This is a genomic window from Delftia sp. K82 (genome assembly GCF_002193035.1).
GTDB classification, from domain to species: domain Bacteria; phylum Pseudomonadota; class Gammaproteobacteria; order Burkholderiales; family Burkholderiaceae_C; genus Comamonas; species Comamonas acidovorans.
This window is the reverse complement of sequence record NZ_MYFL01000003.1, coordinates 1347381-1361697: the sequence shown is the minus strand read 5'-3', so window position 1 is coordinate 1361697 and position 14317 is coordinate 1347381. Positions and strand designations below refer to the sequence as shown.

The 14317-nt window shown below is 68.1% G+C and carries 12 protein-coding genes; 9 read left to right on the top strand and 3 right to left on the bottom strand.

Annotated features, from left to right (window positions below):
• Window positions 1-7: 7 nt before the first annotated feature.
• From KDK82_RS22995 to KDK82_RS22980, 4 genes are all read left to right on the top strand, one after another.
• The gene (locus tag KDK82_RS22995; RefSeq protein ID WP_088166273.1) at window positions 8-2536 is read left to right on the top strand and encodes an ATP-binding protein; all 2529 of its coding nucleotides are present in this window, start codon (window positions 8-10) and stop codon (window positions 2534-2536) included.
• Between the two features lie 126 nt (window positions 2537-2662).
• Window positions 2663-3223, top strand: a complete 561-nt coding sequence (locus tag KDK82_RS22990) for an RNA polymerase sigma factor (protein ID WP_088166272.1) — start codon at window positions 2663-2665, stop codon at window positions 3221-3223.
• Window positions 3220-4272 (top strand): FecR domain-containing protein, encoded by a 1053-nt coding sequence (locus KDK82_RS22985; protein WP_088166271.1) that lies wholly within the window; start codon window positions 3220-3222, stop codon window positions 4270-4272. The genes KDK82_RS22990 and KDK82_RS22985 overlap by 4 nt, the downstream gene beginning before the upstream one ends.
• An 88-nt stretch (window positions 4273-4360) precedes the next feature.
• Window positions 4361-6742, top strand: a complete 2382-nt coding sequence (locus KDK82_RS22980; RefSeq protein ID WP_088166270.1) for a TonB-dependent siderophore receptor — start codon at window positions 4361-4363, stop codon at window positions 6740-6742.
• 167 nt (window positions 6743-6909) lie between these two features.
• Here the strand turns inward: KDK82_RS22980 and KDK82_RS22975 are convergent, their stop codons facing one another.
• Entirely contained in the window at window positions 6910-8076 is a 1167-nt protein-coding gene (locus KDK82_RS22975; RefSeq protein ID WP_143290086.1) for a hypothetical protein, read from the bottom strand.
• Window positions 8077-8159: 83 nt separating this feature from the next.
• Window positions 8160-8420 carry a hypothetical protein gene (locus KDK82_RS22970; RefSeq protein ID WP_049801454.1) on the bottom strand — a complete coding sequence of 87 codons (261 nt, stop codon included), beginning with the start codon at window positions 8418-8420 and terminating at the stop codon, window positions 8160-8162.
• Window positions 8421-8702: 282 nt separating this feature from the next.
• Here KDK82_RS22970 and KDK82_RS22965 point away from each other — a divergent pair, with 282 nt between their 5' ends.
• The 5 genes from KDK82_RS22965 to KDK82_RS22945 all read left to right on the top strand — a co-directional run bounded on the left by KDK82_RS22965 (window position 8703) and on the right by KDK82_RS22945 (window position 13301).
• On the top strand, window positions 8703-9890 hold the full coding sequence (locus tag KDK82_RS22965; RefSeq protein ID WP_012203795.1) for a muconate cycloisomerase family protein: 1188 nt from the start codon (window positions 8703-8705) through the stop codon (window positions 9888-9890).
• Between the two features lie 28 nt (window positions 9891-9918).
• Window positions 9919-10197, top strand: a complete 279-nt coding sequence (gene catC / locus KDK82_RS22960) for a muconolactone Delta-isomerase (RefSeq protein ID WP_012203794.1) — start codon at window positions 9919-9921, stop codon at window positions 10195-10197.
• A gap of 42 nt (window positions 10198-10239) precedes the next feature.
• The gene (locus KDK82_RS22955; RefSeq protein WP_088166268.1) at window positions 10240-11232 is read left to right on the top strand and encodes a tripartite tricarboxylate transporter substrate binding protein; all 993 of its coding nucleotides are present in this window, start codon (window positions 10240-10242) and stop codon (window positions 11230-11232) included.
• A gap of 47 nt (window positions 11233-11279) precedes the next feature.
• Window positions 11280-12194, top strand: coding sequence for a dioxygenase (locus KDK82_RS22950; protein WP_071954526.1), 915 nt, complete (start codon window positions 11280-11282; stop codon window positions 12192-12194).
• A 111-nt stretch (window positions 12195-12305) separates the two neighbouring features.
• Window positions 12306-13301, top strand: coding sequence for a tripartite tricarboxylate transporter substrate binding protein (locus KDK82_RS22945; RefSeq protein WP_012203791.1), 996 nt, complete (start codon window positions 12306-12308; stop codon window positions 13299-13301).
• A 16-nt stretch (window positions 13302-13317) separates the two neighbouring features.
• Here the strand turns inward: KDK82_RS22945 and KDK82_RS22940 are convergent, their stop codons facing one another.
• A complete protein-coding gene (locus KDK82_RS22940) occupies window positions 13318-14274 on the bottom strand; it encodes a DMT family transporter (RefSeq protein ID WP_088166267.1) in 957 nt (318 codons plus the stop codon).
• Window positions 14275-14317 lie beyond the last annotated feature (43 nt).

Sequence of the window (14317 nt, the reverse complement as noted above, 5' to 3'; positions counted from 1 at the left end):
CTTCATCATGTCTGAACGAGCTGCCGCGCATCATTTTCTCGGAGCCCGGCGCAGTGCCCACATCAAGGCACTGGTGCTGACCTTTGCACTGTGCGTGCTTGCCGGACTGGTGCTCTTCGTCTGGAGCCAGCTGCATGCCGATGCGGACCAGAGCAAGTCCCAGGCCTCGCTGCTGGCCCGCGTGCTGGAGGACCAGACGGCAAAGACCTTCGAGAACACCGAAATGGCCCTGGCCAGCCTGGCGCACAACCCGGCCATCGTGGCCGCAGGCAGTGGGCGCGGCACGCGCGAGGCCGCCATGGCCCTGCTGATCGCCCAGTTGCCCTACCTGCGCAGCATGGCGCTGATCGACGACAAGGGCCTCATCCTGGCCAGCACCCAGGCCGGGGAGGCCGGCCAGCAGATCGACACGCAGGATCTGCTGCACGACAAGGCGGCCGTCCTCATCCCCGGCAAGCCCCAGCTGGGCCGGCTGGTGCCCGGCCGCAGCCTGTCGTCGCTGGCGCCACGGGCGCATCCGACGCCGCGCGGCGTGTCCTTTCTGCCGCAGTTGCTGGCCTTCCACCAGGACAACGGCATGCCCGCCGTGCTGGTGGCCCTGATCAATCCCGACGCCGTGGCCAACTTCTACCAGTCCACGCTGGAGACCCTCAGCTACGAGGCCGTGCTGCTGACCTATGACGGCCGGCCCCTGGCCAGCACCAATGCGGGCACGGGCGTGCAGGCGGCCGCCGCGCTGCAGACGCCGCTGTTCCAGGAATGGCTGCCGCACAGCGAATTCGGCTCCTACATCGGCGCGGGCATGCTGGGGCGCCACCAGATCGTGTCGTTCCGCACCGTGCGCAACTGGCCGCTGCTGCTGGTGGTGGAGGAGCCCTACGCGGCCATGGTGGCGCGCTGGCGGGACAACGCCTTTGCCTTCTTCGTGGCCGGCTTGGCCCTGCTGGCCCTGGTGCTGGGACTGAGCTGGTCGGTGCTCAAGACCCGCAGGGTCCAGAAGTCGGCACTGCAGGCCATGGAGCAGGCCCAGGCGCGCCTGGCGCGCAGCGAGCATGAGATGGCCGTGCTCATGCGCAGCGTGCAGGAGCTGATCTTTCGCACCGACAGCCAGGGACTGCTGACCTTCGTGAACGCGCGCTGGGAGCAGCTGACCGGCCAGCCCAGCGCCGAGGCCGTGGGCCAGCCGCTGGAGAACATCGTGGACGGCTCGTACCTGGCGCAGATCCAGGCCCTGCTCGATCCACTGGCCCGGCTGGCACCGCGCAACTGCCAGGCCATGTTCCGCCTGCCGGGCAACCGGGAGATGCTCTGCGACATCGCCGTGGTTCCCCTGCTGCGCGACGGCCGGCTGGTGGGCTTTGCCGGCAGCGCCGTGGACGTGACCGCCCGCTGGAAGGCCCAGCAGGAACTGCAGACCCAGCTGGCCTTCCAGCATCTGCTGTTCGAGACCACGCCCCTGCCCATGCTGGTCACCGACGCGGACCAGCGCGTGGCCCTGGTCAACAAGGCCTGGGAGGACTTCTTCGGCCGGGGCCGCTACGCTGTGCTCGGCCACGAGATCAAGGGCCTGCACGCGCGCGACGATGCCCTGCTGCAGATGCGCAGCAACCAGGTCGTGATGCGCTCGGGCCAGCGCATGATGGTGGAGGCCCGGCTGCCCCATGTGGACGGCAGCTACCGCGACGTGCAGATCTCCAAGGCCGCGGTGAAGAACGCCCAGGGCCAGATCACCGGCGTGCTCAGCATCTTTGTGGACGTGAGCGAATTCCGCGCAGCCGAGCATGCCACCCGCGAAGCCCGCGACGCGGCCGAAGAGGCCTTCCGCGTGAAATCGGAATTCGTGGCCAACATGAGCCATGAGCTGCGCACCCCGCTGCAGTCCATCATGGGCTTTGCCGAGCTCGGCGGCCTGCGCTCGCGCGGCAATCCCGCCATGGCCGACATGTTCAACGACATCCACGAGGCGGGCATACGCATGCTGGCCCTGGTCAACGACCTGCTGGACGTGGCCAAGCTGGAAAGCGCCGTGGGCACCATCCACGTGGAGCGCACCGACCTCAGGAGCCTGATCCGGCCCGTGGTGCGCGAGCTGGAGCCGCAGCAGCAGCAAAAGCTGATCGACCTGCGGCTGGAGCTCGACGACACGCCGCTGATCGCCAAGGCCGACCCCGTGCGCTTCCAGCAGGTGGTGCGCAACGTGCTGGCCAATGCCATCAAGTTCTCGCCCATTGGCGGGCGCATCGATGTGCAGGGCCGCATCGATGAGCAGGGCGATATCTGCATCGCCGTCTCCGACCAGGGGCCGGGCATTCCTCCGCAGGAACTGGACAAGATCTTCCAGCCCTTCGTGCAGTCCAGCAAAACCCGCAACGGCTCGGGCGGCACCGGCCTGGGCCTGGCCATCTGCCGCAAGATCATCGACGCCATGGACGGCACCATCGCCGCCAGCAACCGCTCCGAAGGCGGGTCGCTGTTTCGCATCACCCTGCCCTGCCGCACCGGCGCATCGGAGACGCGGCCGGCGGAGTTGCTGTAGCGGCGCCAGACAGGGCAGAGAGCGCGTGGGCATTCGGCAACAAATGAGAAAAAGTCTCATTTAGAATGCCGCAACCTTGCTCCCTGAACCTGCCGGTCGGCACGCCCGGCCTCCATTCCCGTTCGTATGACACGCCATCCGACTCCCGCAGCCTGGCTGGGCCTGGACCTGCGCTGGGCCTACGGCAGCCTGCTGCCCGCCATCTGGCGCAGCACGCGCTGCATCCACCGTGCGCAGGATGTGCTGCATGACGCCTTCGTACGCTACGCCCTCAGCGGCAGGCATGAAGGCATCGCCCAGCCGCACGCCTATCTGCGCGTGGTGGCGCGTACCGTGCTCGCGGACCAGATGGCGCATGAACGCCGCTTCGTGCCCCTGCCCGACCTGGCAGGCGAGCCGGACTCCACGGCCCCCGGCAGGCGCGCGGACGCCATCGCCGTGCAGGAAGCATTCACCGCGCCTTCTGCCGAGGTGCTGGCCGATCTGCAGCAGCGCCTGGCCGCTGCGCAGCGGGTCATCGAAGGGCTTCCCCCGCGCTGCCGCGAGGTGTTCTGGCTGTGCAAGGTGGAAGGCCATTCCCAGCCCTGGATTGCCGCCACGCTGGGCATCAGCCTGAACATGGTGGAGCGCCACCTGATGCGCGCCCTGCTGGACCTGCGCGCCGCGCGCGAGCTGCTCGCGCCATGACCACACCGCGCGAAGAGGCCGCGCGCTGGTTCATACGCATGCACCGGGATGCGGGAGCGCAGCCCGGCGCCGCCGACGCCGCCGCCTGGCGCACCTGGATGGACGCCGACCCGCGCCACGCCGCCGAATACGCCGCCTTCGAGGCGCTGTGGCAGGACTTCGACTCCACGCCCCGCACCGAGGCCCTGGCCACGGCCGTGAACACCGCCGCACGCCAGCGCCGCAACACGCGCCGCGCAGCCATCACCCGCAGCGTGCTGGGCGTTGCCGGCCTGGGCACGGCGGGCCTGGTGGCATGGCGCGGCTGGCTTGAATGGCAGGACACCACCGTGTTCGCCCTGGCCCGCGACAGTGCGATTGGCGAACGCATCGTGCTGAACCTGCCCGACGCCAGCGTGCTGACCCTGGGACCGGCCAGCCGCATCGCCACGCGCTACACGCGCCGCCGGCGCGCCGTGGTGCTGGAGCAGGGCGAGGCCCTGCTCGACGTGGTCAGGGATGCAGACCGCCACTTCACCATCGACGCAGGCCAGGCGCGCATCACCGTGCTGGGCACGCGCTTCACCGTCAACCGCCTGCCGGGCCTGGTGCGGGTGAGCGTGGAGCATGGCACGGTGCGTTTGGCGGTGAAAGGTGCTGAAGGAGCACCGTTCTTGCTGCTGCAGGCGGGCGAAGTGGGGGAACTGCCGGACGAAAGCGCCGGTGCCGCCCCCGGTGCCGATGGCGCCCACGCCAGCCCCCTCCCCCGCCGCGTGCAGCGCGATGCGCGCGACAGCTTCTCGTCCATCGAACGCGGCCTCATCGTCTTCGACAGCGCCGGGCTGGGCGAGATCGCGGCCACGCTGTCGCGCTGGCGCCGCCAACCCGTGCGTGCGGCCGTAGCCGACGGCACGGGCGGGCCGCGCATCACGGCCGCTGTGCAGCGCGCCGATGTGGAGAGTTTCCTGGACGCGCTGCCGCGCATCGCCGCCGTGCGCGTGCAGGAGCGCGACGGTGCCACCTGGCTGGCCCCGCGCAGCACGGCGCCGGAAAAAATCCGGAAAAACTGAAAAAAAGCGGCCAACACACATCAGGGATCCGGCGGGCTGCTCCGTCATACAGGCGAGCACAACCGATACCCAGGAGAACGTTCCCGCCATGCCCGCCCGCCCTCTTTCCTCCCGCCCGGCACGCGCCTGCCTGTCCCTGCTCGCCTGCGCGGCGGCACTGGCCTGCACGCCAGCCCTGGCCGCGCCTGCCGCCATCGACCTGCCGGCCCAGCCGCTGTCCGACGCCATCAAGGCCCTGGCGCGCGCCACCGGCACCAGCATCGCGGCCGACAGCGCCCTGCTGGCAGGCAAGACCGCGCCCGCCGTCCAGGGCCGCCTGGAGCCGGCCGAGGCACTGCAGCGCCTGCTGGCCGGCAGCGGGCTGCAAGCCTCTGCCCAGCCCCAGGGCGGCTGGCTATTGCGCCCCGCCCCGGCGCGCCCGCAGACCGCGCTGGACGAAGTGCGGGTGACGGCCACGGCCCTGCGCGACGGCCGCACGGAAGGCACGGGCAGCTATCGGGCGCCCTATGCCAGCGCGGCCACCAAGATCGAGCTGACGGCGCGGGAGACGCCGCAGTCCGTGTCCGTGATCTCGCGCGCGCAGCTCGATGACCAGAACTTCGTGGAGCTCACCGAAGCCGCCAAGGTGGTGCCCGGCATCGTCGTGCGCCGGCAAAGCAGCACGGGCGGGCGCAGCGACATCCTCTCGCGCGGCTACCAGTCCTCCACCTACCAGTTGGACGGGCTCACCGTCAGCGGCAACCCGGCCACCCAGGAAACGCTGGACCTGGCCCTGTTCGACCGGGTCGAGGCCCTGCGCGGGCCGGCCGGGCTGTTCTCGGGCGCGGGCGAGCCCAGCGTCATGCTCAACCTGGTGCGCAAGCGCGCCCTGCCGGACTACCAGGGCCAGGGCGCCATCGGCCTGGGCTCGCGGGGCCGCAAGCGGGCCGAGGTGGATGTCACCGGCCCGCTGTCCGAAGATGGCCGCCTGCGTGGCCGGGTGGTGGCGCTGCACGAGAACTTCGGCAGCCCCGTGATGGCCATGGACGGCCACAAGCAGGCCCTGTATGGCACGGTGGAGCTGGACATCACTTCCCAGAGCACGGTCTCGGTGGGCGCCACCTGGCAGCGCGGCCGGGGCAACTACGACACCGGCCTGCCCGCCCACGCCGACGGCAGGCTGGCCCCCATTCCGCGCGACGTGGCCATTGCCGCCGATTGGGGCCGCGCCGCGCCCGAATCGCTGGCCGGCTTCATCGAGTCGGAGACGCGGCTCGACGGCGGCGGCCTGTTCAAGGTGGCCGCGCGCCGCGTGCTGCGCCAGCAGCGCGACAAGTACATCAACGGCTACTCGGCCGTCTCGGACACCGGCATCAGCCGCTTCACCCAGGCCCAGACCGTGGACCGCGACTATGCCGACACCACGGCCGACATCTACTACAGCACGCCCTGGCAATGGGCCGGGCAGACGCACCATTTCATCGCGGGCGCGGACTACCGCAGCTCCAACATGCACCTGCGCATGCTGCGCGGCGCCATGAACACGCCGGCCGACCTGTTCCACTACGACCCCTCCTCCATCCCCGAGCCCAGCTTCAAGCCCTTTGCCGACGACATCACGCGCACCAGCCTGCGCGGCGTCTACGGCCAGTTGCGCATCAAGCCCACGCAGGCCCTCACCCTGGTGGCGGGCGCGCGCAAGAGCTGGTGGAAGACAGAAACCTCGGACCGGCTGCAGAACACGCGCTCGGGCTACGAGGTCGATGGCCAGTTCACGCCCTTCGGCGCCGTGCTCTTCGATCTGAACGACAGCTGGACGCTCTACGCCAGCCAGTCGCGCATCTTCCAGCCGCAAAGCGGGCGCCTGGCCGGCGGCGGCCAGATCGCCCCGCGCGAGGGCCGGCAGGTGGAGGCAGGCATCAAGGGCAGCCTGCTGGACGGCCGCCTGAGCGCCACCGCCGCCATCTACCGCATGCAGGACACCAACCGCGCGCTGGCCGACCCCGCCGATGCCGCCTTCGTCATCCCCGCAGGCAAGGTGCGCTCCGAAGGCTTCGAGGCCGAAGTGGTCGGCTCGCTGTCGCCGCGCTGGGACGTGGCGGCCAGCTACGCCTACATGCGCTCCAAATACCTGCAGGGCACTGTCACGCAGACGGGCACCGACTTCAGCAGCATGTCACCGCGCCACAGCGTGAACCTGTGGGCGCGCTACCGCGTGGCCGGCCCCGCGGCCCAGGGGCTGGAGCTGGGCGCGGGCGTGCGCGCCGTCAGCGAGTTCTACGACACCCTGGGCACCGTGCGCTGGCGCGCGGGCGGCTACGGCGTCTGGTCCGTCTATGCCGCCTACCCGCTCACCCCCAAGGTCAAGCTGGCCGTGAACATCGACAACCTCTTCGACCGCGTCTACTGGGAGCGCGTGGGCACGGCCACGCGCAGCAACTACTACGGCCTGCCGCGCAGCATCATGGTCACGCTGCGCAGCAGTTTCTGAAGGTGCCCAGCCGCGCGCCGAGCCACCCTGTCAGCCCGCCATGCAGCCCAAGCCTCGCGGCAAGGAGGTGGCAACATGGGCGGCGCGCGGCACCAGAGCCTCCTGCCCACCTGGGGCTGGCCATCGCCCGGGGCATTTCCATGGTGGCAGACATCTGGTACAGAAGGCTAGGGCGCGGACACCGAGCTCGCCGAGTGCCTGCCTCTGGCACCATAGGCTGGTCCGGACATCGGGCCGCAACCTGAGGCAGGCAGGCCATGCACGATGCGACGGGTGGTATTCATCGGCACATCGCTGCGTGCGGCATTGCCGGTAGCCACCTGGTATCCGGTGATGGCCGTGTGCAGTTCACCGCCGGGCTGGCACGATGGCAAGCCCACGCTGTCACAAAAGCCGGCCACGGTTTCGGGAATAGGCTCTCCGCGCAAGAAGGGCAGATTGGGCCTGGCGGCGAAACGATTGAGCGCCTGCGTGATATCTATCCAGCGATACAGCAACTTGACTTGCTCGATGCGCTCATACGCCTCCTTGTCCAAGGGTGCCAGGCCATCGATGAAATGCTGGGCCAACAGCGTGCCGGAAGCAGCGATGCGGCCCGTGAACTTTTCATCTGCCGGCGTTTCCCCGGGAACGACACTGACACCGCGCAGCCATGCAGCGGCTCCGGGCTCAAGCGCCTCGAATGCTGCATCGACCTGCTCTCTCAGGCCATGGGCATCGGCAAGCCGCGCTGCTCGCGCCAACGGCCAGTTCCAATAGCGCCCTGAACTCACGTCGACCAGGCTGCCGGCCGCCTTTGTCAGCGCCAACTGGACCTCTCGTATGGCCCGCCCTCTACGGCCCTGCGGTGAATTGCGCAAGGTATCCCACGATGCAAGCTCCTTTTCGCTGAACGCGTGCTTTGCCAGAACCGGGAGCATTTCGCGCACGGCTACCGAATAGGGCTCCGGCGGCAGATCGGAATATGCTTCGCCTGTCATCCAGCGCAGGACTTCCGTGCTTGCCGCAACCATTGCTGGCGCAGCTTGCTGGGGAAACTTCCGATCCAGTGCAGTGCAGCGATCCAGCAGCAGTACACGGCGCGCATTGTCGTGGGCCATCAACCAGAGATCTACACCGTACGCCATGTTTTCCCGCATGGCAGCCGAGCCATCCAGGCCATGGGGAACCTGAACGGACAGTGCCTGGGCCTGCGCTGGACTCGCTGCCACCAGGCAAGAAAGCAGCGGCACAATGGCCGCTGCATACAGGGATGCACACGCGGTGTGCAAGCTGCGCATGCCGAATGTGGAGCGCTTTGTATTTTGCATTCCTGCATTCTCGGCCAATTGCACGTGCCCTCCGTCCACATCATCGCTTGGCTTCCTGCGTTGCGGCCTCTTCTTCACGATCCGGTGCGTGGCATACCGATGCCGCTTCACTTGATCATCTGGCAAGCCACTGCCGAATTGAAGCGGATGCTCTTTCCTGAATTGCCGATGTGCAATTCATCGGCCGAGCCCACCATCAAGGTGGTCTTCTTGCTGGTCTCCTTGAAATAGGAAGCCTCTTCCGTGCTCGCGAATTCATTGATCTTGCTCACGCCCAGTTTTTTGGCCATCTGCTTGCCGGATTGCCTTTTCAGATAGACCGAGATCTTTTTCTCGCCATCGGAATCCGTCACATCGGCCGCCAGCACTTCATCGCCGAATCATCGCGCCAGACTGCGCACTGCATCACCGCAATTCATCCGCTCCTGCATTGGCTGCAGGGTCAGGCGGGTTTGCCGCTGTCTGCTGCCTCCCCTGGCGCAAGCGCTCCAGTGCAGCCTGCCACATCCCACCGGCCCGGCAGCATCTAGAGTGACGGCACACCGTCGGCACGACGGATTGCCGCACGCACTCAATTCATCGATTTCATCGAACAATTCCTGGAAAATAATTCACTGGAACAGTGCAATACATGCCACTACGCTTGTGGCATGCAAGACCGTTTCCTGATCGAGCGCATCGAGGCGCGGATCCTCGACATTCCCACCATCCGTCCGCACAAGCTGTCGTTCGGCTCCATCAGCCGGCAAAGCCCGGTGATCGTGCAGCTGTGGCTGCGCAATGGCGCCACGGGCTTTGGCGAGGCCGCCACCATCGGCGGCCCGTCGTGGAACGAGGAATCGCCCGAGAGCATCCACCACGCCATCACCAACCACCTGGCGCCCAGCCTGATCGGCCAGGACGGCGCGCGCTTCGAGGCCTGCCTCTCGCGCATGGACCTGGCCTGCAAGGGCAATGCCTTTGCCAAGAGCGCCGTCGAGATCGCGCTGATGGACGCCGTGGCCCGCAGCCTGCAGTTGCCGCTGTGGCAATTGCTGGGCGGCAAGCAGCGCGACAGCCTGCCCCTGGCCTGGACGCTGGCCAGCGGCGACATCGAGCGCGACCTGGCCGAGGCCCATCTGCGCCTGGAACAAAAGCGCCACCGCATCTTCAAGATGAAGATCGGCGCGCGCACGCCCGAGGCCGACGTGGCCCATGTGAGCGAGATCGCACGCGGCCTGCAGGGCCGCGCCACGCTGACCGTGGACGTCAACCAGGCCTGGGACGGCGCCACGGCGCGGCGCTTTCTGCCGCAGCTGATCGATGCCGGCGTGACCCTGATCGAGCAGCCCGTGGCCGGCTGGAACGTGCCCGCGCTGCGCGAGCTGACGGCCACGCTGCAGGGTGCACTGGTCATGGCCGACGAGAGCGTGTGCACGCCCTACGACGCCATGCGCCTGGCGCGCGAGCAGGCCAGCCATGTGTTCTCGCTCAAGGTGGCCAAGCACGGCGGCCTGCTGCGCACGCGCAAGGTGGCAGCCATCGCCCAGGCGGCCGACATCGGCTGGTACGGCGGCACCATGCTGGAGACCTCGATCGGCTCGGCCGCCTCGGCCCATGTCTTTGCCACGCTGGGCGGGCAGCACTACAACTGCGAGCTGTTCGGCCCCCAGCTGCTGGTGGACGACATCGTCACCGAGCGCATGGCCATCCGCGACTTCGAGCTGCAACTGCCCGACGGGCCGGGCCTGGGCGTGGAGATCGACCTGCAGCAACTCGCGCGTTTCGACCGCGCGCTGGCCGGCAGCCAGCCGCAGCACTTCGACATGGGGCAGGCCCGGACCGGGGCTGCGACCTGAATTCCTTTCATTCCTCCTGGAGACAAACATGCTTTATCTGGTCCGCATGGACGTGAAGATCCCCCACGACCTGCCCGCCGACGTGGCAGCCGAGATCAAGGCCCGCGAGAAGGCCTATTCCCAGCAGCTGCAGCACGACGGCCGCTGGCCCCACATCTGGCGCGTGGTGGGCGAGTACGCCAACTACAGCGTGTTCGACGTGGCCTCCAACGACGAGCTGCACGAGCTGCTGCAGGGCCTGCCGCTGTTCCCCTACATGGACATCCAGGTCACGCCGCTGGCCCGGCATCCGTCGGCCATCGCCTGAGCACAGCCCAAACCAAGACCAAATTTTTCGGAGACAACTGAAGTGAATGTGAAACGCCGTTTTCTGACCGCCGCAGCCGCAGGCCTGTGCCTGTCCGCCGTGATGCCCGCCGCCCATGCGCAGGCACCCGAGGCCAACTGGCCCAGCAAGCCCATCCGCTGGATCGTGCCCTTCCCGCCGGGCGGCGCCATGGACGCCATCGCGCGCACCCTGGGCGAGAAGGCCGGCCGCACGCTGGGCCAGCCCTTCGTGGTCGAGAACCGTCCCGGTGCCGGCGGCAACATCGGCGCCGACTTCGTGGCCAAGCAGCCCGGCGACGGCTACACGCTGATGATCACCTCCATCGGCATGGCCACCAACAAGCCGCTGTACCGCAAGCTCAGCTACGACCCGATCAAGGACTTCGCCCCCGTGGGCGTGCTGGCCGTGGTGCCCAACATCCTGGTCACCAACTCCACCCAGCCCAACGTCAAGAGCGTGGCCGACGTGATGGCCGCCGCCAAGGCCTCGCCCGGCAAGCTGACCTATGCCTCGGCTGGCAACGGCACCTCCATCCACCTGGCGGGCGAAGTGTTCAACTCGCTGGCCGGCGTGGACATCCTGCACATCCCCTACAAGGGATCGGGCCCGGCCGTCTCCGACCTGCTGGGTGGACAGGTCAACTACATGTTCGACTCCATCACCTCGGCGCGCCCGCACATCCAGTCGGGCAAGCTGCGCGCCCTGGCCGTGACCACGGCCAAGCGCTCGTCCAGCATGCCCGACGTGCCCACCATGGAAGAGGCCGGCATCAAGGGCTACGAGGTCTCGCCCTGGTTCGCCGTCTTCATGCCCGCCAGCACGCCGCCGGCCATCGTCAAGAAGCTCAACCAGGTCTTCGTGGCAGAGATGAAGCAGCCCGACGTGCTCGAACGCTTCAAGGCCATCGGCGCCGAAGTCGTGGGCTCCACGCCCGAGGAAGCGGCAAAGCACCTGCAGGCCGAGTCCGTGCGCTGGACCAAGGTGATCACGGAGCGCAACATCAGCATGGATTGAGCGCTTCTCTTTTCCAGGACATCCCATAAAACCACGAGGAGACAAACATGTCCGAACTGTCCCAGGACCAGCTGCTGAATCTGGTCAACAGCAAGCAGATCGCCCCTGGCAGCGACCGCGTGCGGGCGCTGACCCAGCGCATCGTCAGCGATCTGTTCCACACCATCGACGAGATGGATGTCACGCCCGACGAGTTCTGGGCCGCCGTGGACTGGCTGGGCCGCCTTGGGAGCAGCGGCCAGCTGGGCCTGATCACGGCAGGCCTGGGCTTCGACCGGCTGCTGGACATCCGCAGCGACGAGGCCGATGCGCGTGCCGGTCGTGCGGGCGGCACGCCGCGCGCCATCGAAGGCCCGCTGTTCGTGGCCGGCGCACCGCTGTCGCAAGCCGAGGCGCGCCTGGACGAGGGCGAACCCCAGGGCGAGGTCTTCGTGATGGAAGGACGGGTGCTGGATCTTGACGGCCAGCCTCTGCCGCATGCGCTCATCGATGTCTGGCATGCCAATGTCCAGGGCGGCTACTCACACTTCTTCCCGGGCATGAAGCCCTACGAGCTGCGCCGCCGCATAGAAACCGACGACCAGGGCCGCTACCGCTTTCGCAGCTATGTGCCGCCCGGCTACTCCATACCGCCGAACAGCCCCACCTCGGAGCTGTTCGACGCGCTGGGACGCCACGGCCATCGTCCCGCCCACATCCACTTCCTCGTGGTTGCACCCGGCATGCGCACGCTGACCACCCAGGTCAACCTGCCCGGCGATACCTACCTGGACGACGACTTCGCCTTCGCCACGCGCGACGGCCTGATCGTCGAGCTGGAGCGCGGCGTGGCGCCGGCCGGCTATGAGTCGCTGGGCGTGAACGCGCCTTTCGTCCGCACGCGCTTCGACTTCGTGCTGCAGCCCGCAGTCAGCGAAGGCGAGTCCTTGCCGCTGACACGCATGGAGCGTGTGCGCGCCTGAGGCGCCTCCACCTTCCGCGGCCTTCCGGCCTGCCATTTTTTCGATTCTTCCGTTCCACAGCAGGCCGCCCCTTGGAGTGCGGCCTGCTTCACCGTACCCGCTTCCCACACCATGTCCAGCCTGCATCGCATCGCCGCAACCCTGCTGACCGCCACCGTGGCCCTCGTGCCCGCCCTGGGCCACGCCCAGGCTCCGGCAGCCTTTCCTTCCAAGCCGGTGAACATCGTAGTGCCCTACGCGGCCGGCGGCCCCGTGGACAACCTGGCACGCGCGCTGGCCACGCGCCTGAACAAGGTCTGGTCGCAGCCCGTGGTCATCCTCAACCGCACAGGCGCCAACGAGATCATCGGGGCCGAGTACGTGGCCAAGAGCGCACCCGACGGCTACACGCTGTTCGCCGCGACCGAAGCGTCGCTGACCATGAACCCGCACCTGTACAGGAAGCTGCCCTACAACCCGCAAAAGGACTTCGCCCCCATCTCCCGCCTGATCAGCGTGCCCATGGTCTTCTTCGTGCCCCAGAGCTCCAAGGCCGGCACGCTGCAGGAGTTCATCGCTCAGGCACGCCAGGCAGGCAAGACCAAACCGCTGACCTATGGCTCATCGGGCGCGGGCGGCATCGTGCACCTGCCGCTGGCCATGTTCGCCAAGCAGGAAGGGCTGGAGATGGTGCACGTGCCCTACAAGGGCGCTGCACCGCTGATCCCCGAAGTCATCGCCGGCCAGATCGACGCAGCGGTGCTGGGCGTGTCGGTGATCGAGCAGCACATCAAGTCGGGCAAGCTCAAGGCCCTGGCAGTGTCCTCGGAGACACGCAGCATCGCCCTGCCGGATGTGCCCACCTTCAAGGAAGCCGGCGTGCGCGACATCCAGGCTGTCTTCAACATCGGCCTGCTGGCACCGGCTGGAACGCCGGCGCCCCTGGTGGAGAAGATCGCCGCCGATGTGCGCCGCGTGCTGCTGGAGCCCGAATTCCGCAAGACCCAGGTGGACGCGTTCTCTTACGTGGCCGTGGCCTCCAGCCCCGCCGAATACCGCGACTTCCTGGCGCGCGACTACCAGGTGCAGGGCGAACGCGTGCGCACCTCGGGCGCCTCGCTGGATTGAACCGGACGGAGTCCGTTCAGCTCTGGACTGCGGTGCGCTTGGCAACCACGTGCACCGCAGCCGCAGGCCTGCGCCCCCAGTTCATCAGCGCCGTGCCGGCCACGGCCATGCCGCCGCCCAGCATGATGCTGACATCGATGCTCTCGCCCAACCACAGCGCCGACAGCGCCACGCCGATCACGGGCACCAGGGTGATGTAGCCAGAGGCCGCGCCCGCGCCCAGCGCCTTGACGCCGTCGAAGTACCAGGCATAGGCAAGCGCCGTGGCGCCGAAGGCCAGGAAGGCCAGCGCACCCCAGGCGGTTGCGTTGCCAAGCACGGCAGCCTGCAGGCCGGCCGGCCCTTCCACCACCAGACTGGCCACCAGCAGCATGGCCGCGCCCATGGTCGAGGTCACGGCCGTGGCCGACAGCGCATCGACACCCGTGAGCAGCCAGCGGCCGATCAGGGTGTAGGTCACCCAACACACCACGCAGCCCAGGATCAGCAGCTCGCCGGCGCCCACCGATCCCTGCAGCAGCGCCAGCGGCTGGCCATGCGAGATCACCACCACGGCGCCGCAGGCCGCCAGCGCCATGCCCAGGGCAATGGTGCGGTTGAGCCGCTCGCCGAACAGCCAGACCGCCAGCGCCAGCGTGAGCACGGGGTTGAGCGTGATCACCAGGGCCGCCTTGCCGGCCGGCACATGCTGCAGCCCCATGAGGAAGAAGGCCGCATAGCCGAACACGCCCGTGGCGCCAGCGGCCGCCATGCCCAGCCAGCGTTTGGCACTCCAGTGCCTGAGACCGGCCATGCCACCGGCCCAGTACAGCCACGGCAGCAGCACGGCGGCGGCCAGCAGGAAGCGCAGGCTGGCGGCTGCCAGCGGCGGCATGTTCTGTGCCACCACGCGGCCCGCAGGCCAGGAAGCGCCCCACAGCAGGGCCATGCCGACAAGCCGCAGGTGGGGACCGAAGAAGCGTTGAAAATTCATGGCGCGTACTATGTGCTCATATCGATTCATAGACAAATGAGCG

Excerpts from the sequence above, each read along its gene's own strand:
- KDK82_RS22995 (WP_088166273.1), top strand. The coding sequence starts at position 8 with ATGTCTGAACGAGCTGCCGCGCATCATTTTCTCGGAGCCCGGCGCAGT.
- KDK82_RS22980 (WP_088166270.1), top strand. The coding sequence starts at position 4,361 with ATGCCCGCCCGCCCTCTTTCCTCCCGCCCGGCACGCGCCTGCCTGTCC.
- catC (WP_012203794.1), top strand. The coding sequence starts at position 9,919 with ATGCTTTATCTGGTCCGCATGGACGTGAAGATCCCCCACGACCTGCCC.
- KDK82_RS22990 (WP_088166272.1), top strand. The coding sequence starts at position 2,663 with ATGACACGCCATCCGACTCCCGCAGCCTGGCTGGGCCTGGACCTGCGC.
- KDK82_RS22940 (WP_088166267.1), bottom strand. The coding sequence starts at position 14,274 with ATGAATTTTCAACGCTTCTTCGGTCCCCACCTGCGGCTTGTCGGCATG.
- KDK82_RS22965 (WP_012203795.1), top strand. The coding sequence starts at position 8,703 with ATGCAAGACCGTTTCCTGATCGAGCGCATCGAGGCGCGGATCCTCGAC.
- KDK82_RS22950 (WP_071954526.1), top strand. The coding sequence starts at position 11,280 with ATGTCCGAACTGTCCCAGGACCAGCTGCTGAATCTGGTCAACAGCAAG.
- KDK82_RS22945 (WP_012203791.1), top strand. The coding sequence starts at position 12,306 with ATGTCCAGCCTGCATCGCATCGCCGCAACCCTGCTGACCGCCACCGTG.
- KDK82_RS22985 (WP_088166271.1), top strand. The coding sequence starts at position 3,220 with ATGACCACACCGCGCGAAGAGGCCGCGCGCTGGTTCATACGCATGCAC.